General features: G+C 70.9%; 18 protein-coding genes. 12 read left to right on the forward strand and 6 right to left on the reverse strand.

Going from position 1 to position 20,207, the window contains the following annotated elements:
- Window positions 1–81 precede the first annotated feature (81 nt).
- The 7 genes from ABZX11_RS02335 (at window position 82) to ABZX11_RS02365 (ending at window position 7,344) form a co-directional block, all read left to right on the forward strand.
- Window positions 82–852, forward strand: a complete 771-nt coding sequence (locus ABZX11_RS02335; protein ID WP_354909095.1) for a DUF4097 family beta strand repeat-containing protein — start codon at window positions 82–84, stop codon at window positions 850–852.
- Window positions 853–878: 26 nt separating this feature from the next.
- Window positions 879–1,112, forward strand: coding sequence for a hypothetical protein (locus ABZX11_RS02340; protein WP_176174014.1), 234 nt, complete (start codon window positions 879–881; stop codon window positions 1,110–1,112).
- A gap of 67 nt (window positions 1,113–1,179) precedes the next feature.
- Complete coding sequence (locus tag ABZX11_RS02345; protein ID WP_354909098.1) at window positions 1,180–2,622, forward strand: alpha/beta hydrolase; 1,443 nt, start codon at window positions 1,180–1,182, stop codon at window positions 2,620–2,622.
- Between the two features lie 515 nt (window positions 2,623–3,137).
- Window positions 3,138–5,006, forward strand: coding sequence for a molecular chaperone DnaK (gene dnaK, locus ABZX11_RS02350; RefSeq protein WP_176174016.1), 1,869 nt, complete (start codon window positions 3,138–3,140; stop codon window positions 5,004–5,006).
- Entirely contained in the window at window positions 5,003–5,710 is a 708-nt protein-coding gene (gene grpE / locus ABZX11_RS02355; protein WP_176174017.1) for a nucleotide exchange factor GrpE, read from the forward strand. Before dnaK ends, grpE begins: the two co-directional genes overlap by 4 nt.
- Window positions 5,711–5,743: 33 nt before the next feature.
- Entirely contained in the window at window positions 5,744–6,913 is a 1,170-nt protein-coding gene (gene dnaJ, locus ABZX11_RS02360; protein ID WP_176174018.1) for a molecular chaperone DnaJ, read from the forward strand.
- Window positions 6,914–6,918: 5 nt separating this feature from the next.
- Window positions 6,919–7,344: a helix-turn-helix transcriptional regulator gene (locus ABZX11_RS02365; protein ID WP_176174019.1), complete on the forward strand. Its 426-nt coding sequence runs from the start codon at window positions 6,919–6,921 to the stop codon at window positions 7,342–7,344.
- A gap of 478 nt (window positions 7,345–7,822) precedes the next feature.
- Here the strand turns inward: ABZX11_RS02365 and ABZX11_RS02370 are convergent, their stop codons facing one another.
- From ABZX11_RS02370 to ABZX11_RS02390, 5 genes are all read right to left on the reverse strand, one after another.
- Window positions 7,823–8,344 (reverse strand): DUF305 domain-containing protein, encoded by a 522-nt coding sequence (locus ABZX11_RS02370; RefSeq protein ID WP_354909216.1) that lies wholly within the window; start codon window positions 8,342–8,344, stop codon window positions 7,823–7,825.
- Window positions 8,345–8,346: 2 nt separating this feature from the next.
- Window positions 8,347–9,102 (reverse strand): lytic polysaccharide monooxygenase, encoded by a 756-nt coding sequence (locus tag ABZX11_RS02375; RefSeq protein ID WP_354909103.1) that lies wholly within the window; start codon window positions 9,100–9,102, stop codon window positions 8,347–8,349.
- Between the two features lie 146 nt (window positions 9,103–9,248).
- Window positions 9,249–9,965 carry a dienelactone hydrolase family protein gene (locus tag ABZX11_RS02380; RefSeq protein ID WP_354909105.1) on the reverse strand — a complete coding sequence of 239 codons (717 nt, stop codon included), beginning with the start codon at window positions 9,963–9,965 and terminating at the stop codon, window positions 9,249–9,251.
- 74 nt (window positions 9,966–10,039) lie between these two features.
- Window positions 10,040–11,143: a globin domain-containing protein gene (locus ABZX11_RS02385; RefSeq protein WP_354909219.1), complete on the reverse strand. Its 1,104-nt coding sequence runs from the start codon at window positions 11,141–11,143 to the stop codon at window positions 10,040–10,042.
- 355 nt (window positions 11,144–11,498) lie between these two features.
- Complete coding sequence (locus ABZX11_RS02390; RefSeq protein WP_176174022.1) at window positions 11,499–12,674, reverse strand: globin domain-containing protein; 1,176 nt, start codon at window positions 12,672–12,674, stop codon at window positions 11,499–11,501.
- Between the two features lie 307 nt (window positions 12,675–12,981).
- On the opposite strand from ABZX11_RS02390, the gene ABZX11_RS02395 reads away from it, so the two are divergent.
- From ABZX11_RS02395 to ABZX11_RS02410, 4 genes are all read left to right on the forward strand, one after another.
- Complete coding sequence (locus tag ABZX11_RS02395; protein ID WP_176174023.1) at window positions 12,982–13,467, forward strand: MarR family winged helix-turn-helix transcriptional regulator; 486 nt, start codon at window positions 12,982–12,984, stop codon at window positions 13,465–13,467.
- 117 nt (window positions 13,468–13,584) lie between these two features.
- On the forward strand, window positions 13,585–14,772 hold the full coding sequence (locus ABZX11_RS02400; protein WP_176174024.1) for an MFS transporter: 1,188 nt from the start codon (window positions 13,585–13,587) through the stop codon (window positions 14,770–14,772).
- A gap of 99 nt (window positions 14,773–14,871) precedes the next feature.
- Window positions 14,872–17,469, forward strand: a complete 2,598-nt coding sequence (gene clpB, locus ABZX11_RS02405; RefSeq protein WP_176174025.1) for an ATP-dependent chaperone ClpB — start codon at window positions 14,872–14,874, stop codon at window positions 17,467–17,469.
- Window positions 17,470–17,630: 161 nt separating this feature from the next.
- Window positions 17,631–18,398, forward strand: coding sequence for a hypothetical protein (locus tag ABZX11_RS02410; protein WP_354909109.1), 768 nt, complete (start codon window positions 17,631–17,633; stop codon window positions 18,396–18,398).
- Here ABZX11_RS02410 and ABZX11_RS02415 read toward each other — a convergent pair.
- Entirely contained in the window at window positions 18,395–19,324 is a 930-nt protein-coding gene (locus ABZX11_RS02415; protein WP_354909112.1) for a hypothetical protein, read from the reverse strand. The two genes, ABZX11_RS02410 and ABZX11_RS02415, sit on opposite strands and share 4 nt — an antisense overlap.
- Window positions 19,325–19,393: 69 nt before the next feature.
- On the opposite strand from ABZX11_RS02415, the gene ABZX11_RS02420 reads away from it, so the two are divergent.
- Window positions 19,394–20,152 carry an SDR family oxidoreductase gene (locus tag ABZX11_RS02420; RefSeq protein WP_354909115.1) on the forward strand — a complete coding sequence of 253 codons (759 nt, stop codon included), beginning with the start codon at window positions 19,394–19,396 and terminating at the stop codon, window positions 20,150–20,152.
- Window positions 20,153–20,207 lie beyond the last annotated feature (55 nt).

A 20,207-nucleotide genomic window follows, 5' to 3' on the forward strand; every position in this document is an offset into this window, starting at 1 on the left:
GGGTTACCCCCATGTACCGGCCGCTCACCCCGTCATAACGTTTCTCACGCAGAGGAAACAACACCGAGGGGACCAACGAGCATGGCGCGCCCGCTTCTGGCTGTGGGAGGCATCGTCCTGATCGGCGTCGGCCTGGCGACGGCGCTCGGCTGGGGCTGGGGTTCGGACTTCGAAAACACCGGGACCGTTTCGCAGACCATCCGGAGCGTGAAGCTGGAGGCCGACTCGGGCGCGGTGAAGATCCGCAAGGGCTCGGGGCAGACGACCGTGCGCGAAGAGGTCAGCTACCACTGGCGCAGCAAGCCGTCCGGGCCCTTCTACCGCGTCGACGGCGACCAGCTGGTGCTCGGCTCGTGCGGCACGAACTGCTCGGTCGACTTCGAGGTCATGGTGCCGGACGGAGTGCCCGTGAGCGGGAACCTCGACTCCGGCGCGCTGGACGTCGCCGGGATGTCGACTGTGGACGTTCACGTCGACTCCGGGCGCGCCCAGGTCGAGGACGTCCCGGGTGCGGTGAAGCTGTTCATGGACAGCGGTTCGACCGACCTGCGCAACGTCGGCCCCGTGCAGCTGCGGAGCGAGTCCGGCGCCATCACCGGCGACGACGTGAACGGCCCGGTCGAGGTGACCTCGTCCAGCGGCAGCGTCGAATTCACGCTGGTGCAGGCGAACGACGTCAAGGTGCACGCCGAAAGCGGCAGCATCAACCTGACGGTGCCGGGCGGGACCTACCGCGTCCAGGGCGGCAGCGACAGCGGGCACCGGGACATCGGCGTGCAGAACGACGGAACCGCCCAGCACGTCCTGGACCTGACGACCGACAGCGGCAGTGTCACGGTCCGCGCGGCCTGACTTTTCCTACGAGGGGGCATTTTTCGATGGGCAGGATCGAACGGCGGGTGCTGGTGGCCGCGCTGCTGGGGGCGGTCGCGATGTTCGGTGCCGTCGGCTTCACGCGGGGTGAGGCGGTGGAGACGCCGGCCCAGGGGGTGCCGGTCGCCGTGGATTCCCACTATCGAGTGACTTCCTGGGTGGGTACCCCGGCGGAAGTCGTTGTGCAGCAAGGAAGTCCGGATTTCTTCTTCTCCTCCTGGACGGCCCGCCGCTCCTGAACTGTCGGTGGCCGCTGTTAGGAAGGAAGCACGCCGAAGGCCGGCGTGCAGGGGAGGAAACAGCATCATGGACGTGCGCCGGATCATCGCGGTCGTCGCGGCGGTCGTGGTCATGGCGGCGGTACCGGCCGTCGCGTCGGCGTCGGGGGTGAGGTGGCGCCCGTGCGCCACGCAGCAGGAGCCGTCGGCGGAGTGCGCGACGGTCGAAGTGCCGATCGACCGCGCCCGGCCGGAGCTCGGGTCGGCGCAGCTGGCGCTGGCCCGGCTGCCCGCACTCGATCCGGCCGGGCGGATCGGCTCGCTGCTGGTGAACCCGGGCGGGCCGGGCGGCTCCGGCGTCGGGTTCGTGCAGTTCGGCGGGCTGGCGTCACCGGAGCTGGGTTCGCTGCGGCAGCGCTTCGACGTCGTGGGGTTCGATCCACGCGGAGACTGGTTCAGCACGCCCCGCATCACGTGCGACGCGGCGACGCTGTTCGACCCGGCGCTGGACCGGTTCCCGTCGACACGGGCGGGATTCGAGGCGCTGGTTGCGCACAACCGGAAGGCGGGGGCGGACTGCCTGGCCCGGACCGGGCCGCTGCTGGCCCACGCGGACACGCAGAGCGCGGCGGAGGACATCGAGACGATCCGGGCGGCGCTCGGCGAGCCTCGGATCTCGTGGCTGGGCCTGTCGTACGGCACCGAGCTGGGCGCGGTCTACGCGTCGAAGCACCCGGGCCGGGTGCGGGCGATGGTGCTCGACGGCGCGGTCGACCACGCGCGGCCGATGAACCAGGCGACCCTGGAAGAGGCCGCGGCCACCGAGGACGCGCTGGTCCGGTTCGCGGCCTGGTGCCGTGGCTCGGCCGAGTGCGCCCTGCACGGCCAGGACGTCCTCCGCTTCTACGACGACGTGGTGGCCCGTGCGGCCCGCGGCGGGATCTGGTCCGGCGATCTGGGCCGTCCGGCGACGGCGGACGAGGTGTCGGCGGGCGTGTACGGCCACCTCTACCTCCGTGACGACTGGCCGGCGCTGGGCAAGCACCTGGCCGCGGCCGGGGGCGAGTTCCCGGATGCTCGCGGGCTGACCGAGCGGAACCAGTTCCAGTCCGAGATCTACGGGGCGTATCGGGGAATCGGGTGTCACGACTTCCCGTCGCCGTTCCGCGGGCCGTCGGACGTCGGTTACCTGGCCGGCCTGGTTCGAGGGGTGGCGCCGCACAGCTGGCGGTACTCGGAGTACTGGGACTTCGCGAGCGGGTGCGTGGGGTGGCCGGTGCCGGCGAACAACCCGCCGCAGCCGCATCCGGTCCGCGGAGCCCCGCCGATCCTGGTGGTCGGGGGCGCCCACGACCCGGCGACGCCGTTGGCGTGGGCCCGCGGGCTGGCGGCGAGCATCGACGGCTCGGCGTTGCTGACCCGCACGGACGACGGCCACACGGGGCTGTTCAACTCCGCGTGCGCGCGGGCGGCCGAGGTGGCGTACCTGGTGGACCGGGTGGTGCCTGGCCGGGGCGCGGTGTGCCGGTGAACCGGGAGGGCAGGGGGCGGCGAGGCCCGGGGTCGGCGAGGCGGCGGTCGGCCCGTGGAGGGCTCGGGCGGGACCGGGTAGCGGGTGAGGCAGGGCTCCTCGGGCAGGTCCCGGCTGCGGCCGGGCAGCCTGGCGGAGGGATGGGCGGCCCGCTGGGGGCTGGCCTGGCGACCGCCTGGCGGCGGTTGGTGGCCCGCTCGGGCGGGGTGTGGCGACCGCCGGAGAGGCTGCCGGCGCCGGAGCCGCGGTAGGTCGCATGCCCCTCTCGCAGGCGGCGCCCCTGGTCACGGCCGGTCGGCCGGCGAGTGAGCGGCGTCACAACCCGGTCGGGTGCCGGACCCGGGAACAAGACGGCCGACCGCCTCGTTAGGCTGGGTACAGAGGTTGAGCGCAGTCGACTCAAGTCCGGCTTGACGAGGCTCGCGAAGGCCCGATAGAACTTGCCAGGGCCTCGCTCAAGGCGAGAACGAACCTGCAGGTCACGAACATAGCAGCCGTAAACAGGAGGAAGCACCATGGCGCGAGCGGTCGGCATCGACCTCGGCACGACCAACTCGGTCGTCGCCGTCCTTGAGGGCGGCGAGCCGACGGTCATCGCCAACTCGGAAGGCTCCCGGACCACCCCTTCGATCGTCGCCTTCGCCAAGAACGGCGAAGTGCTGACCGGCCAGCCGGCGAAGAACCAGGCCGTCACGAACGTCGACCGGACCATCCGGTCCGTGAAGCGGCACATCGGTACCGACTGGAAGACCGAGATCGACGGGAAGAACTACACCTCCCAGGAAATCAGCGCCCGCGTGCTGATGAAGCTCAAGCGCGACGCCGAGGCCTACCTGGGCGAGACGATCACCGACGCCGTCATCACCGTCCCGGCGTACTTCGAGGACGCTCAGCGGCAGGCCACCAAGGAGGCCGGGCAGATCGCCGGCCTGAACGTGCTCCGCATCGTCAACGAGCCGACCGCCGCCGCGCTGGCGTACGGCCTGGACAAGGGCGAGAAGGAGCAGACCATCCTGGTCTTCGACCTCGGTGGTGGCACCTTCGACGTCTCGCTGCTGGAGATCGGCGAAGGCGTCGTCGAGGTCCGCGCCACCTCCGGTGACAACCACCTCGGTGGTGACGACTGGGACGAGCGCATCGTCAAGTGGCTGGTCGACAAGTTCAAGGCCACCAACGGCATCGACCTGACCAAGGACAAGATGGCGCTGCAGCGCATCCGCGAGGCGGCGGAGAAGGCGAAGATCGAGCTGTCCAGCTCGAACTCGGCCAGCATCAACCTGCCGTACATCACCGTGGACGCGGACAAGAACCCGCTGTTCCTCGACGAGACCCTCTCGCGCGCCGAGTTCCAGAAGATCACCTCGGACCTGCTCGACCGCACCAAGGCGCCGTTCAACAACGTCATCCGGGACGCGGGCATCTCCGTCGGCGACATCGACCACGTCGTGCTCGTGGGTGGTTCCACCCGCATGCCGGCCGTCGCCGAGCTGGTCAAGGAGCTGACCGGCGGCCGTGAGCCGAACAAGGGCGTGAACCCGGACGAGGTCGTCGCCGTCGGCGCCGCGCTGCAGGCCGGTGTCCTGAAGGGCGAGGTCAAGGACGTCCTGCTGCTGGACGTCACGCCGCTGTCGCTCGGCATCGAGACCAAGGGCGGCGTCTTCACCAAGCTCATCGAGCGCAACACCACGATCCCGACCAAGCGCTCGGAGATCTTCTCCACCGCGGACGACAACCAGCCGTCGGTGCAGATCCAGGTGTTCCAGGGTGAGCGTGAGATCGCCGCGCACAACAAGAAGCTCGGCATGTTCGAGCTGACCGGTCTCCCGCCGGCGCCGCGTGGCGTGCCGCAGATCGAGGTCACCTTCGACATCGACGCCAACGGCATCGTGCACGTGACCGCGAAGGACCTGGGCACGAACAAGGAACAGTCGATGACGATCACCGGTGGCTCCGCGCTGCCGAAGGACGACATCGAGCGCATGGTCAAGGACGCCGAGGCCCACGCCGAGGAAGACAAGAAGCGCCGCGAGGAAGCGGAGACCCGCAACCAGGCGGAGACGCTGGTCTACCAGACCGAGAAGTTCGTCAAGGACAACGACGACAAGCTGCCCGAGGACCTCAAGGGCAAGGTCAAGTCCGCGATCGACGAGGCCAACGAGTCGCTGAAGGGCACGGACTCGACCAAGATCCGCGAGGCGATCGAGAAGCTGAACGCCGCTTCGCAGGAGCTGGGCACCGCCCTGTACGCCAACGCGAACGCCGACGCGGCGGCCGGTGCGGCCGGCGGTGCGGGTGCGGCCGGTGACGCCGGTGCGGCCGGCGGCCAGGCCAAGGCCGATGACGTGGTGGACGCCGAGATCGTCGAAGAGGACCCGAAGAAGTGACCCACAGCTACGACGAATCCGAGAACCAGGGCCGCGGCCCCGAGGAGCCGGTGGTCGTGCGGGACCGGCGTCGGGTGGACCCCCAGACCGGGCAGGTCCGCCCGCCCGGTCCGGCCCACGCCGCGCCGGACCCCGACGAGGCGCCCGTGGAGCACGCGGGCCCCTCGCTGGGTGAGTCCATTGTGGACGAGTCGGTGGCGGTCGTCTCCGACGTGGAGAAGGAGCTGGCCGAGCGCACCGCCGACCTCCAGCGCCTCCAGGCCGAATACGCCAACTACCGCAAGCGGGTCGAGCGTGACCGCGAGGCGGTCGTGATCGGCGCGAAGGCGACCGTGGTGAACGACCTGCTGCCGCTGCTCGACGACCTCGAGCGGGCCGAGCAGCACGGTGACCTCACCGGCGCGTTCAAGGCCGTCGGCGACAAGCTGATCAGCGGCCTGCAGCGCGCGGGCCTCGAGTCGTTCGGCACCGAGGGCGAGGCCTTCGACCCGAGCGTGCACGAGGCCGTCCAGCACAACACCTCGCCGGACGTGGCGGGCCCGACGGTCACCGTGGTCATGCGCCGCGGGTACCGCTTCGGGGACCGCGTACTGCGGGCGGCGCTGGTCGGCGTGACCGACCACGAGCCCGGTGCGGCCCCGCGGGACCCGTCCGTCGGTGGCGAGCTGCCACTCGGCGGCGGAGTCGATGAGCAACAGCAGTAAGAAGAGGAACCAAGTGGGAGGAGGAGACGCCCGATGAGCGCACGGGAATGGATCGGTAAGGACTTCTACCGTGAACTGGGCGTCTCCTCCGACGCCACCGCGGACGAAATCAAGAAGGCCTACCGGAAGCTGGCCAAGGAGAACCACCCGGACGCGAACGCCGGCAACGCCGAGGCGGAGCAGAAGTTCAAGGCGGTCTCCGAGGCCTACGGCGTGCTCTCCGACGCGAGCAAGCGCAAGGAGTACGACGAGGCACGGCGGCTGTTCGGCGGCGGGGGCGGCTTCAACTTCCCCGGTGGCGGCGGCACCGGCAGCTTCGACATGGGCGACATCTTCGGCCAGGCCGGCGCCGGCCAGCAGGGCGGCTTCGGCGGGCTCGGCGACATCCTGGGCGGGCTGTTCGGCCGCGGCCGGGCGTCGGCGGGCGCGACGGCGAACCGGCCGCAACGCGGTGCCGACGTCGAGACGGACGTCCGGATCGACTTCACCGAGGCGGTCAAGGGCGCGACCCTGCCGCTGCGGCTGTCGAGCCCGGCGACCTGTGCGACGTGCGGTGGCAACGGGGCCCGGCCGGGCACTTCGCCGCGGACCTGCCCGACCTGTTCCGGGTCGGGGCTGGTCAGCCGCAGCCAGGGCGCGTTCGCGTTCTCGGAGCCGTGCCGCGACTGCCGTGGCCGCGGGACGATCATCGACGACCCGTGCCCCGAGTGCGGCGGCGAAGGCATCAGCACGCGGACCCGCACGCTGACCGTCCGGATCCCGCCGGGCGTCGACGACGACCAGCGCATCCGGCTGGCCGGTCAAGGCGAGCCGGGCCGGGGTGGGGCGCAGGCGGGTGACCTCTACGTCCGGGTGCACGTGGCGCCGCACGCGCTGTTCGGGCGCAAGGGGCTCGACCTGACGATCACCGTGCCGGTGGACTTCACCGAGCTGGCGCTCGGCACCACGATCACGGTGCCGACGCTGGAAGGCAAGGTCTCGCTCAAGGTGCCGCCGGGCACCGCGACGGGCCGCGTGCTGCGCGTGCGCGGCAAGGGCATCGCCAAGCGCGACGGTGCACAAGGTGACCTTCTCGTCACCCTTCAGGCGGCGGTTCCCGCCAAACTGGACGACAAGGCGCGCGAGGCACTGCAGGCGTACGCCGAGGCGATGGCCGGGCACGACCCCCGGCCCGAGATCACCGAGCTGCTGCAAGGTAGGTGAGAGTGGTGTTCGGCGGGATTCCCCAGGAAGGGGACGAGGAGACCCCGGTGTTCGTCATCTCGGTGGCGGCCCAGCTCGCCGGGATGCACGCGCAGACGCTGCGCACGTACGACCGCCAGGGCCTGGTGTCACCGGGCCGCACCCCCGGCGGCGGGCGGCGCTACTCGATGCGGGACATCGCGCTGCTGCGCGAGGTCCAGCGCCTGTCGCAGGAGGACGGCGTCAACCTGGCCGGTATCAAGCGCATCATCGAGCTGGAGAACCAGGTCGACGCGCTGAGGGCCCGGATCACCGAGCTGACCGAAGAGCTGGCCGCGGCGTACACGGCGGCCGAGCAGGCCGCGGCGGCGGCGCACGCGTCCTACCGCCGCGACCTGGTGCCCCTCAACCAGCAGACGGCAATGGTGGTCTGGCGGCCCAAGCGCCGCTGACCACGCAAGCGAACGAAGGCCTCCCCGGGCGACCGGGGAGGCCTTCGCGCATAGGTGGGGCTTGGCGCCCTTCCGGGACCGGAAACTGTCGGTGCCTGCCGGTAGCGTGGAAAACGGGGGCTGCTCAGGCAGGTTCGCGCGCCCGGCGGACCCCGCAACGCCCAGCCACGCCCGGCCGGCGGGCGGCCAACCAAGGGGTGCACTCGCCCGGCAGCGGGCGACGAAGGATGCGCTCGACCGCGGCGGGCGACCGAAGAAAGCTCTCGGCAGGCGGCGGGCCCCCAAGGGGCAATCTCGGCCAGCGACGAGCGACCGAAGGGTGCTCTCGGTCGGCGGCGGGCAACCAAGGGGTGCTTTCGGCTGGGGCGGGCAACCGAAGGCCGCTCTCGCCCGGCGGCGGGCAACCGAAACGTGCGAAGACCCGGCCCGAGATGGGCCGCGAGCAGCCCCTCCCGGCTGCTCGCGGCCCCGCCGCGGGTTACGCCTTCACGTTCAACAACTGCTTCACCTCGGCGGTCCGGGACTCGATCACCCGCCGCGCCAGGTCTCGGGCCTGGGCGTTCACGCCGCCGCCGGTCCCGTTCTCCGTCTCGGCCAGCTCGACCGCTCCCTGCTGCTGGCCCGTCAAGACGTCCAGGAACTTGCGGGTGAACTCGCCGTCCGGGGCGGTTCGCAGCGCTCCCACCAGGTCCGGCGAAGTCATCTTCATGCCGCCGTGGCCGGCGTGGGCCTGCGGGGACACCGTCTCGGGCTGGTTCCACTCGCGGAGCCAGCGCCGCATGTCCTCGACCTCGGTCTTCTGCGTGACCTCGATTGCCGCAGCCAGCTCCTTCAACTCCGCCGGGACCGGGCGGGCCGAAGCCAGCTTCACGATCTCGATCCCCTGCTCGTTCTGGGGGATCAGCATCTGCAGGAACATCACGTCGGCCGCGTTGTACTGCGGTGGGGTGGCCGTCGTCGCGCAGCCGGTCAGGAGCAGCGCGACGACAGCCAAGACCACTCTCACTGGCGCTGCCACAGCGCCGGGGTGTTCGGCGGCTCCCAGCCCGCGATCGCCGTGTGCGGCTGGATGCAGCGGTAGCTCACGCCGTTGTACGTCACCACGTCGCCCACCTTGTACGCCGTGCCCGCCGACCACGTTCCGCTGGAGGGCGGGGTGGTCGTCGTGGTGGGCGGTCGGGTCGTCGTGGGCGGGGTCGTGGTGGTGGTGGTCGGCGGCGGGGTGGTGGTGCCGCCTCCGCCGATCTGCAGGTCGATGCAGCTGTAGAACGCGTTGGCCGTGTCCGAGATGTTCCAGATGGCCAGCACCTTGATCCGGCCCGAGTAGCCGGCCAGGTTCACCGTGTGCGACAGCGTCGACGGCGGTTGCTGGTTGTTGCCGTTGATCAGCGCGACGCGCGTGTTGCCGACGTAGTATTCATAGCTCGCCGTCGCGTGCCGGGCGGTGAACACCCAGTTGAACGTCACCGTGCTGCCCACCGACTTGGCAGGCCACGGCTTCGACTCGTCGACCAGTTCGGCGAACTGCGACAGGCCGGCGTTGCAGCTGCGCAGGCCCTTCGGGCCTTCGACGCTCTGCGGTTCGTAGACGATCTGCCCGCAGTTGGGGACCTTCCCGGCCGCGCAGTTGGCCTGCCGGCTGGGCGGGTCGGACACGTAACCGTGTGCGCTCGCGGAGGTGGCGGGGAGGACGACGACCAGCACCGGCGCGAGCAGGGCTCCGGCAGCGGCCGCGAAGAGCTTGCGTTTCCAGGTCATTTCGGCTCCTCGAAGGGGAACAGCTTTGTTCCGGAGGGGAGGACGAACGAGCACATCCGGGGAAGATGTGGTCTAGACCATAAGGCGATTCGGGCACAACGGTCAACGAACTACCGCCGTTCGACGAGTTCGCTGCTCCGGTCGGCTCAGTGCGAAGGTCGGGCCGGCTGCTGCAGGTGTTCGCCGAAGAAGGACGTCACTCGGCGCCACGCGTCTTCGGCCGATTCGTGGTGGTAGGTGAAGCCGACCACCTTGAGCAGCAGGTTCACCGGCGCCGCGGTGTCGATCTTGTTGGCGAACCCGTGGCTGGCGTCCGGGTACTCCTTGACGTCGTGCGGGATGCCGCGCTCGGTCAGCGCCGTCTCGAGCTTCGCCGCGGCGCCGCGCAGCCCGAAGTCCTTCTTGCCGAAGCTGGCGACGATCGGGCAGGCGTCGTCGAGGACCGAGAGGTTCTTCGGGAGCTGCCCGTAGTACGGCGCCGATGCCTCGAAGCCGCGGGAGGCTGCGACGAGCGCGAAGCCGCCGCCCATGCAGAACCCGGCGATGCCGATCCGGCCCGAGCTGTCCTCGCGGGCGGCCAGGAGCGTGCGGGCCGCCTCGATGTCGTCGAAGGTGCGGCCGCGGTTGGCGAACATGTCCGAGAACACCCGCCGCACGCAGCGGCGCATTCCGCCGCGCGAATACAGGTCCGGGCTGAGCGCGAGGTAGCCCTCGCGGGCGAAGCGGTCGGTGATGTTCTTCGTGTCCTGGCTCAGGCCGAACGCGTCGTGGATGAGCACCACGCCCGGGTGCGGTCCCGCGCCCTCGGGTTCCGCCAGGTAACCGCCGATGGTGCCGTCCGAAACCGGAATAGTCATCTCCATATCGGCGAAGATAGCGAGAAACCACCGGTCCGGCGCGGGTCGCTGAGAGTTCCTCAGCGCATTCCGGACAAAACTCAGTCCATGGTGAACGGGTCGTAGGATATTCGTTCCAGTTCGATCCCCTTGGCCAGCAGCTCGGCGACGGTCGCCTGGATCATCGGTGGCGAGCCGGAAACGAGGACGTCGTGGTCGCGCCACGTGCCGCGCTGGGTGACGGCGTGGGCGAGGGTGCCGCGGTCGCCGCCGGCCAGCGCGCCCTGCTCGGTGACCGGGGTGACGGTCAGCCACTTCGACGTCGTGGCCAGCCGGCGCAGCTCCTCCAGCGCGTACAGGTCCTCCGGGCGCCGCCCGCCGAAGAACAAGTGCACGGGCGGGTTCCGCTTCCAGTGCGACAGGTCGTCGAGGATGGCCAGCAACGGCGTGATCCCGGTGCCGCCGCCGATCATCAGCAGCCGGCGCTTCGTGGCCGTCGGGCGCACGTCGAGCACGCCCATGGCCGGTCCGAGGCGCCAGACGTCACCCGGCGTGGTGTGGTTGACGATGCTGCCGCTGACCCAGCCGCCGGGCACCGCGCGCACGTGGAAGGTGAGCTGGCCGTCGCCACGGGGCGCGTTCGCCGGCGACAGGTACCGCCAGAACCGCGGCCGCTGCGGCACTTCGACGCTGACGTATCCGCCGGCGCGGTAGGGCAGCAGCCCCTCGGTGCGCACCTTCACGAGCGCGACGTCGCGGCTGAGCTTCCGGTGTTCGAGCACGGTCGCCGACCACGCCGCCGGCCCGGTTTCGGCCTGGGCGGCTTCGCGCATCGTCTTGGCGATGAGCCCGTAGGCGGCGGTCCACGCCGATTCGACCTCGGCTGTCCACTTTTCCTTCAAAAATCGTTTCAACGCGGCGATCAGCGCGACGCCGACCGCGTCGTAATGGCGCGAGACGACGGCGAACTTCCGGTGGTCGCGGCCCAGTTGCCCCAGGAAAGTGGCCAATTCGTCGGGCCGGTCCACCATCTGCACCACGTACACCAGCGCGCGCAGCAGCCTGCTCCGCTGCGCCGTCATGGTCACCGGGAACAGATCCCGGCATTCGGGGGCGACCACGAACAACGCACCGTAGAAGTACTGCGCCAGTTCGTCTGCTTTCGGCTCGACCTCCGCAAAACTCTCACGAATCAACCTGGCCAGCTCTCGACCTTCCACGGCCGAAACGGGAAGCGTTTCGGGCACGGTGGAGATCTTCACGGATTCAGCGCTCATCGGGAACGGTATTCTCCAGTCGTGCCATGTCTTGGCGCCGTGCGTGCAGCGTCGCTGTGGCGGTGCCGCCCCCGAGGGTTCCCGACTGTAGGCGAATTCCCGTGCAGATGCGCGTGATTCCGCGCGGTCCCGCTCGAACGGAGCAATTCAGGTACGCCCGGTTAGCCCCGTCTGGCACAGCGTAAAAATGATCACGACGCCGGATTCATCCGTTACCGGTTGCCGATTTCCGAAGCATAACGAAATCAATCACCGGACGGCCGATCACCGCCGGTCGGCCGGGCTAGTCGATGGTGAACGGGTCGTACTGGATCTGGTCCAGCGCGCTGCCCGCGACGAGCATGCGCGACACCGTCGCGCGGATCATCGCCGGCGAGCCGGACACCAGGATGTCGTGGCCGGGCCAGGAGCCGTACCGCGTGACGGCCTCGGCCAGCGTCCCCTGCTCGAACCCGGGGATGCCGCCACCGCGCTCGACGACCGGCGTGATCGTCAGCCAGGGGTTCGTCGCGGCGAGCGCGCGCAGTTCTTCGAGGTCGTAGAGGTCCTCGCGGGCCGGGCCGCCGTAGAACAGGTGCGTCTTCGGGTTCTCGCCCCACAGCGCGAGGTGGTCGAGGATGGCCCGCAGCGGCGCGACCCCCGTCCCGCCGGCGACCATCAGCACCCCGCGGGACGCCTCCCGGTCGACCGTCATCCGGCCCAGCGGGGGGCCGAGCCGCCAGACGTCGCCGGGCTGGGTGTGGCTGACGATGGCGCGGGAGACCCAGCCGCCGTCGATCGCGCGGACGTGGAACTCGATGCCGCCGTCCTCGCGCGGCGCGTTGGCCGGCGAAAGGTAACGCCACAGCCGTGGCCGCTGCGGCACTTCGACGCTCACGTACTGGCCGGGGTGGTAGGGCACCGGCTGGTCGGGCACCAGCCGGACCAGGGCGAGGTCCCAGGTCAGCCGCCGGTGCTCGACCACGGTGGCCGACCACGACGGCGGGTTCGTGTCGGAGGCGGCCGCGTCCTGCATGGCCCGCGCGGCGATGGTGAACGCCTCGGCCCACGCGCGTTCGACCTCGGGCGTCCACGCCGGGCCGAGGTGGTTCTTGAGCGAGGCCAGCAGCGCGGTGCCGACCGCTTCGTAGTGCCGCGGGACCACGCCGAACTTGCGGTGGTCGCGGCCCAGTTGGCGCAGGAACGGCGCGAGGTCGTCGGGCCGGTCGACCATCTGCACGATGTGCACCAGCGCGCGCACCAGCCTGCCGCGCTGGATCTCCATGTTGATCGGGAAGAAGTCGCGCGTGGTGGGGGCGAGGGTGAACAGCATCCCGTAGAAGAACTGCGAGATGTCCGCGATGTACGGCTCGGACCTGGCCCAGCTGTCCCGGATGAGCCGGACCATCGCGGTTACGGCCGCGGGGGCTTCACGCGGGGCCGAAGACCTGGGGAGCGGGCTTACCGAGTCGGCTGTCATGGAATGTTCACGAGTCCGGGGCGGTTGAACGGGGACACCCGATCATGCACCGCCGGCCCGGGTGCGGGGACGGCATTTCCGCGCACGGCCGCCTCCTGGGTCCATCGCCACTGCCTCCGCTCGTCACTCCTCGCGGACCGCGCGCGCGGTCCGTCCGCAGGGTAGCCGCCGGGCGCCCTTTTGCCCGCATTGTTGCTCCGACCGGGTGTATTGCGGCCGGCCGGGCGTGGGCGACCTCACCGGCGAGATGGTTGGCGGGCGCAAGTTTCCGGCAATATACTTGTATGGCGCAACCAAGGAGGTGCCCATGGGTTTCGACGACACCGACGACGACGTCCGGGTCGAGCTCATGCGCGAGCTGAAGACCGCGTCCCAGCTCCAGCACGCCTGGATCATGCAGGCCTGGCAGAGCGAGCCCGGGCTGCACCCGGCGGCCGCGATGCTGCTGTCGGACCTGGCGAAGCACGGCGAGACCCGCCCGTCCGAGCTGGCGAAACGCCGGTTCGTCGACCTCTCGGTGGTGAGCAGGCAGATCGCCCAGCTGTCCTCGGCCGGGCTGGTCGACCGCCGCCCCGCCCCCGAAGACGGCCGGGCGTCACTGGTCAGCGTCTCCGAGAAGGGCCGGGCCGAGCTGACCCGCTGGCGCGCCAACTACGTCGAGTTCATGGAGAAGGCGCTCGGCGACTGGGACGACGAGCGCGTCACCGACCTCACCGCCCGGCTCGCGGAGATGAACACCGACCTGCGCCGCGCGCTCGGCAGCGACGCCTGCCTGGCCGAGACGAACAAGTGACTCACACGAACAAGTGACAGGGCGGGGTAAAGGCCCACCGGAAGTGGCTCTTTCCCCTGGCGAGACTGGCCGTTCGGTCCTGACTCGGGGGCATTCGCCCGGGTTACCGTCGGTGGGGTGACGCGTGACCGGGTCGCGCTGCTGTGCGCGCTGGGGACTGACAACTTCGGCTCGGGGCTGTTCCTCCCGTTGGCTCTCGTCTACGTGACGCAAGTGGTCGGGGTGCCGCTGGCCGCGGCAGGCACCGCTGTCACGCTGGGCGCACTCGGCGGGCTCGTCGTGCCGCCGCTGGCCGGACGGCTCGTCGACCGCATCGGGCCGCGGGCCGTGGTGGTCTGCGCCCAGGTGCTGCAGGCCGGTGGGGTCGGGGCGTACTTCGTCGCCGGCAGCGCGGGCCCGGTGGTGATCGCGGCCGTCCTGCTGTCCACCGGGCAGCAGTTCTTCTACAGCTCCCTGTACGTGCTCATCGCGGACGTCGCCGGCGACGTCCCGAAGGACCGGCCGTTCGCCGAGGTCGGGATGGTGCGGGCTGCCTCGTTCGGCCTGGGCGCGCTGGCGGCGGGGGCCCTGCTGACGTGGCTCGGGAACACCGGCTACTTCGTCGCGCTCGCCGTGGACGCGCTGACGTTCCTGGTGGCCGCGTCGATCCTCGCTTTCTTCGTCCGGCTCGCGCGGCCGCACCGGCCGGTCCGCGAACGCTCGGTGCGCGTGCTGCGCGACCGGCCGTACCTCGGGCTGATCCTGTTCAGCGGGCTGTTCGGGCTTTCGCTGGACTTCTTCCTGATCGGCACGCCGGTGTTCGTGCTCGACCGGCTGCACGGCCCGGCCTGGCTGCCGGGGGCGACCCTCGCCCTGCTGACCGTGCTGACCAGCCTCGGCGGCACGCTCGCGCTGCGGCTCACCGCCCGGCTGACGCGGATCGCGGCGATGCGCGTCGGCTCGGCCTTGTTCTCCGCGTGGTGCCTGGTCAGCCTGGGTGTGCTGCTCGTGCCGGAGGGCTGGCAGGTGGTGTACCTGCTGGCGTCGACGCTCGTGTTCGCCGCCGGTGACCTGGTCTTCGGGCCCAGGTCGGGTGCGCTCGCCGAAGCCGCGGCACCTCCGGTCGCCCGCGGACGTTATCTCGCTGCGTACCAGTACGCGTTCACCGTGGCGCAGGTGATCGCGCCCGCGGTGGTGGCCTTGTTCTCGGTCGCCGACTGGTTACCCTGGGTGCTGGTCGGGGCGTGCGCGGCCCTCGCCGTGGCCGGGCTCGGCACGCTCGGTCCGCGGTTGCCGGCGAGCGCGGTGGCCCCCGGACGAAGTTGAGCGGAACAGACTCAAGTTTCCGTGCGTTAGAGATAGTGTCAGGTCACGGTCAGGGCCTGTCACCAGGACTTTCTCGCAGTACCGAGCATGAGGTGAGGGATGGACGCTTTCAACCCGACCACGAAGACCCAGCAGGCGATCTCGTCCGCGGCGCAGGCGGCCACCATGGCCGGCAACCCGCACGTGTCGGCCGCCCACCTGCTGGGCGCCCTGCTGGCGCAGGGTGAGGGGCTGACCGCACCGCTGCTGACCGCGGTCGGGGCCGACCCGGAGGTGGTGCACAAGGAGCTCGAACCGCTGATCGCCGCGCTGCCGTCGGCGACCGGCGCGACCGTGTCGAGCCCGCAGTTCGACACCTACGCGGTCAAGTCGCTCACCCGCGCCCAGAAACTCGCCACCGAGCTGGGCGACGAGTACGTCTCGACCGAGCACCTGCTCGTCGGGCTCGCCACCGAGGGCGGCCAGGTCGCCGACCTGCTCAAGCGCCACGGTGCCACGCCGGACGCGCTGCAGGAGGCGTTCGCCAAGGTCCGCGGCTCGGCCCGGATCACCAGCGCGGACCCGGAGAGCACCTTCAAGGCGCTCGAGAAGTACGGCGTCGACCTCACCGAGCGCGCCCGCGCCGGCGAGCTCGACCCGGTCATCGGCCGTGACACCGAGATCCGCCGCGTCGTGCAGGTGCTGTCGCGGCGCACGAAGAACAACCCGGTGCTGATCGGCGAGCCGGGCGTCGGCAAGACGGCCATCGTCGAAGGGCTGGCCCAGCGCATCGTCGCCGGGGACGTGCCGGAGTCGCTGCGCGGCAAGCGCGTCGTCGCACTCGACCTCGGGTCGATGGTGGCCGGCGCGAAGTACCGCGGTGAGTTCGAGGAGCGGCTGAAGGCCGTGCTCAAGGAGATCACCGACTCCGCGGGCGAGGTCATCACCTTCATCGACGAGCTGCACACGATCGTCGGCGCCGGCGCGACCGGCGAGGGCGGCGCGATGGACGCGGGTAACATGATCAAGCCGATGCTGGCCCGCGGCGAGCTGCGGATGGTCGGCGCGACCACGCTCGACGAGTACCGCCAGCACATCGAGAAGGACGCCGCCCTGGAGCGGCGCTTCCAGCAGGTGCTGGTCGGCGAGCCGTCGCCGGAGGACACCATCGCGATCCTGCGCGGGCTGAAGGAGCGCTACGAGGTCCACCACGGTGTCCGGATCACGGACGCCGCGCTGGTCGCCGCCGCGACGCTGTCCGACCGCTACATCACCGCGCGCTTCCTGCCGGACAAGGCGATCGACCTGGTCGACGAGGCCGCGTCGAAGCTCCGCATGGAGATCGACTCGCGGCCGGTGGAGATCGACGAGGTCGAGCGGGCCGTGCGCCGGCTGGAGATCGAGGAGATGGCGCTCGCGAAGGAGAGCGACGCCGCTTCGAAGGAGCGGCTCAACGCCCTGCGCGCGGAGCTGGCCGAGAAGCGCGAGACGCTGACCGCGCTGACCGCCCGCTGGCAGAACGAGAAGGGCTCCATCGAGCGCGTCCGCGAACTCAAGGAGCAGCTCGAACAGCTGCGCGGCGAGTCCGAGCGCGCCGAGCGCGACGGTGACCTCGGCAAGGCCGCCGAGCTGCGCTACGGCCGGATCCCCGCGCTGGAGAAGGAGTTCGAAGCGGCCACCGCGGCGAACGAGGCCAGCCAGCAGAACGTCATGCTCAAGGAAGAGGTCGGCGCGGACGACGTCGCCGACGTCGTGAGCGCGTGGACCGGCATCCCGGCCGGACGGCTGCTGGAGGGCGAGACCGGCAAGCTGCTCCGGATGGAGGAGGAGCTGACCAAGCGGGTCATCGGGCAGCCCGAGGCCGTGCAGGTCGTGGCGGACGCCGTCCGCCGCAGCCGGGCCGGCGTCGCCGACCCCGACCGGCCGACCGGTTCGTTCCTGTTCCTCGGCCCGACCGGCGTCGGCAAGACCGAGCTGGCCAAGGCGCTGGCCGAGTTCCTGTTCGACGACGAGCGCGCGATGCAGCGCATCGACATGAGCGAGTACGCCGAGAAGCACTCGGTGGCGCGCCTGGTCGGTGCCCCGCCGGGGTACGTCGGCTACGACCAGGGCGGCCAGCTGACCGAGGCCGTGCGGCGGCGCCCGTACTCGGTGGTGCTGCTCGACGAGGTCGAGAAGGCGCACCCGGACGTCTTCGACGTGCTGCTGCAGGTCCTCGACGACGGGCGGCTGACCGACGGCCAGGGGCGGACGGTGGACTTCCGCAACACCATCCTGATCCTGACGTCGAACCTCGGCTCGCAGGCCATCGCCGACCCGTCGCTCGACGAGCGGCAGCGGCGGGACGCCGTGCTCGAGGTGGTGCAGCGGCAGTTCAAGCCGGAGTTCCTCAACCGGCTCGACGACATCGTCGTGTTCCACTCGCTCGGCACCGAGCAACTGACGTCCATTGTGGACATCCAGGTGGCCCGGCTCGCCAAGCGGCTGGAACAGCGGCGGCTGCACTTGGAGGTCACCGACGGCGCCCGCGAGTGGCTCGCGCTCAACGGCTTCGACCCGATCTACGGCGCCCGCCCGCTGCGGCGGCTGGTCCAGTCGGCGATCGGCGACAAGCTGGCGAAGGAGCTGCTGTCCGGGGAGATCCGCGACGGCGACACCGTGCGCGTCGACGGCCCGGACCTGGAGGCCGGTGACGCGCTGACGGTCACCCGCGTCTGACGGTTCGTGAAGGCCACCTCACCCGAGGTGGCCTTCACGGCTGTCCACAGTGGTTCGTGCCGATTTGTCGACCCGTGGCGGCGCAAAATGCTCCGAATGGGCCTGGCGACACGGGTACCGTCGATCATCCCTCCGGCGTAAGGAGCGATACCCTGGCCGTCGTGGGTATTCCGGCGTGGATCTGGTTCGTCATCGCGGCCGTCGCCCTGGTGGCGGGGCTGGGGCTGCTCGCGGCCGACCGGGCGAAGGAGGGCTCGCGCAACCGCGAGCGAATGCGCTGGGCACAGTTGCGCGGCTGGCAGTTCGTCGAGGAGGACGAGCGCCTGCCGCAGCAGTGGGCAGGCGGCGCGATCGGCTACTTCGGCGCGGACGCGGCCGTGAACGTGGTCGCGGGTTCGACCTTCACCTCCGACGGCCGCCGCCCGGTGTTCATCTTCGACATCGAGACCGAAGGCCAGATCCCCGCGGTGGTCGTGGCGGTCCGCTGCAACAAGAAGCACCGCATCCCGATCGAGATGTGGCTGTCCAGCGTCCCGTTCCAGCGCGCGGACATGCCCGAGATGCTCGGCCCGATCGGCGCCCGCTACGCGTTCGCCGACGACGCGGACGGCGCCCGCGTGGTGATCACCCAGGAGCTCGTCGACGCGGCGGACCAGCTCGGCGGCGACGTCGGCGTGGCCTGGCTGGAGAACGAGTGGGTGCTGGCCAGCGTGGTCCCGACCGCGGGCCCGTCCCGGCTGGAGCGCCTGCTGCGCGACCTGGGCGAGATCGCCGACATCGTCGACCCGTTCGACGAGGACTACGACGCGGGCCGCCACCAGGCGAGCGCCCCGGTCCCGTCCGAGGCCACCGCACCCGCGGCGCCGGGCACCCCGGCGGCGGGGACGCCGGCGCAGCAGCCGCCCGCGGACACGTCCCCCGAAAGCTAGAGGCCGAGCAACCGCTGGTCGAAGGCGCTGAGCGTCGCCGAGCGGTCCAGCTTCCCGCGCACCGACGTCGTGTTCCCCTCGGCGTGGACCACGTGCTCCACGCCGAGGTCGCCGCGGATCGAGCCCGCCGGGCCGTCCGGGCCGAGGGACTGCGACGTCTTCGCGTAGCCCCAGGCCGCGCCCAGCTGGCCGCCCAGCTCGTGGCTCTGGCCCACGTCCAGCACCCCGGTGAGCTGGCCGGTCGCGTGCTGCTCGGACGTCACGCCGACCGCGCCGAGGCGGCCGAGGTCCGCCGCCTGGCCCGAGTACCTGCGGGCCGACAGGGCTCCGTCGAGGTTGCCGGCGAAGGTGCCGTACAGGCCCGTGTCCAGCTGCTCCGCGTTCTGGCTGAGCACGTCGACGCCGTCGGCGGGCCAGATGCCGTGGCTGGAGCCTTCGGCGAGGCCGAACCGGTGCTCGGTGCCGCCGCCCAGGGGGTCGAGCGCCAGGTCGCGGGCCGCGGCCTGGCCGACCCGCTGGTTGTTCGCGGTCACCGCGCGGACTCCGCCGAGGCGCAGCGTGTGCCGTCCGGTGCGGGTCACCGCCTCGGCTTCCCGCGACGCGGCCGTCGTCTCCGCCTGCCGCTCTTCGCGCTGGGTGATCGCGGACTCGGTCAGGTCGTTGGTGAGCGCCGCGCCGGCGATGTCCTTCGCGAGGAAGTCGTGGCGGGTCGCCGTCAGCGTCTCGCGGACGACCGACGAGCCGTCCTCGCCCGACGTCGTGACGTCGCGCCGGAACGTGCTGTCGGCGCGGTGATCGAGGGGCAGGGTCAGTTCGGCCGGGCTCGCCAGCGCCGCGGCCGGGGCCGCGAAGAGCAGCGCGACGGGCGCCGCGCCCGCGGCGACCTTGGGCAGATAGCCGCTTTTGCGCCTGCTGTGCTTACCCATGCGGCGGACGATACTTCCCCTCCGAATCGAACGCACGTCCACCCGTGACCAGCGAGTATGTTCACCCACATGACCACCACCGCCCTCATAACCGGCGCCACGGCGGGCATCGGCGCGGAGTTCGCGCGTCGGCTCGCCGCCGAAAAGTACGACCTGGTGCTCGTCGCCCGCGATGCCGGGCGACTGGAGTCCTACGCCGCTGAGCTGCGGGAAAAGCACGGCGTCGCGGTCGAGGTGCTGCCCGCCGATCTGTCCGAAGTGGACGGACGAACGGCGGTCGAAGAACGGCTCGCCGCCGGTCCGGTCGACCTGCTGGTGAACAACGCCGGCTTCGGCCTGAGCGGCGACTTCTGGACCATCCCGCCGGACGCGCTGCAGCGCCAGCTCGACGTCAACGTCACCGCCGTCCTGCGCCTCACCCGGGCCGTCCTGCCGGGCATGATCGAGCGCGGTCACGGCGAAATCATCCAGGTCAGCAGCGTTGCCGGCTTCTTCAGCGGCCGCGGTTCGACGTACACGGCCAGCAAGAACTGGGTCACCTCCTTCACCGAAGGCATTGCCGCGTCCTTGCCGAAGAGTGTCCGGATGATGGCGCTCTGCCCCGGTTTCACCGCGACCGAGTTCCACCAGCGGGCCGGCATCGGCAAAGCCGGCCCGAAAATCGCCTGGCTGGGTGTCGAACAGGTGGTCGGCGAGGCGCTCGCGGACCTGCGCCGCGGCAAGGTGATCTCGGTGCCGAGCCTGCAGTACAAGGCCGTCGTCGCGATCGGCGGCCTGCTGCCGCGCGCGGTGCTGCGCCGGATCAGCGGCGGCCGCGGCCGCACCTGAAGTAGGGCTGTCCCCACCCGCGAGACGCACGCGCGCACCAGGGTGGTCCGGGGGC

This window comes from Amycolatopsis sp. NPDC004169, from assembly GCF_040610315.1.
Lineage (GTDB): Bacteria > Actinomycetota > Actinomycetes > Mycobacteriales > Pseudonocardiaceae > Amycolatopsis.

What these genes read in the sequence shown, in the direction of transcription:
- ABZX11_RS02395 (WP_176174023.1), top strand. Translation starts at nt 12,982, where the DNA reads ATGGGTTTCGACGACACCGACGACGACGTCCGGGTCGAGCTCATGCGC.
- ABZX11_RS02390 (WP_176174022.1), bottom strand. Translation starts at nt 12,674, where the DNA reads ATGACAGCCGACTCGGTAAGCCCGCTCCCCAGGTCTTCGGCCCCGCGT.
- dnaK (WP_176174016.1), top strand. Translation starts at nt 3,138, where the DNA reads ATGGCGCGAGCGGTCGGCATCGACCTCGGCACGACCAACTCGGTCGTC.
- ABZX11_RS02380 (WP_354909105.1), bottom strand. Translation starts at nt 9,965, where the DNA reads ATGGAGATGACTATTCCGGTTTCGGACGGCACCATCGGCGGTTACCTG.
- ABZX11_RS02345 (WP_354909098.1), top strand. Translation starts at nt 1,180, where the DNA reads ATGGACGTGCGCCGGATCATCGCGGTCGTCGCGGCGGTCGTGGTCATG.
- clpB (WP_176174025.1), top strand. Translation starts at nt 14,872, where the DNA reads ATGGACGCTTTCAACCCGACCACGAAGACCCAGCAGGCGATCTCGTCC.
- ABZX11_RS02415 (WP_354909112.1), bottom strand. Translation starts at nt 19,324, where the DNA reads ATGGGTAAGCACAGCAGGCGCAAAAGCGGCTATCTGCCCAAGGTCGCC.
- dnaJ (WP_176174018.1), top strand. Translation starts at nt 5,744, where the DNA reads ATGAGCGCACGGGAATGGATCGGTAAGGACTTCTACCGTGAACTGGGC.
- ABZX11_RS02420 (WP_354909115.1), top strand. Translation starts at nt 19,394, where the DNA reads ATGACCACCACCGCCCTCATAACCGGCGCCACGGCGGGCATCGGCGCG.
- ABZX11_RS02375 (WP_354909103.1), bottom strand. Translation starts at nt 9,102, where the DNA reads ATGACCTGGAAACGCAAGCTCTTCGCGGCCGCTGCCGGAGCCCTGCTC.
- ABZX11_RS02340 (WP_176174014.1), top strand. Translation starts at nt 879, where the DNA reads ATGGGCAGGATCGAACGGCGGGTGCTGGTGGCCGCGCTGCTGGGGGCG.
- ABZX11_RS02335 (WP_354909095.1), top strand. Translation starts at nt 82, where the DNA reads ATGGCGCGCCCGCTTCTGGCTGTGGGAGGCATCGTCCTGATCGGCGTC.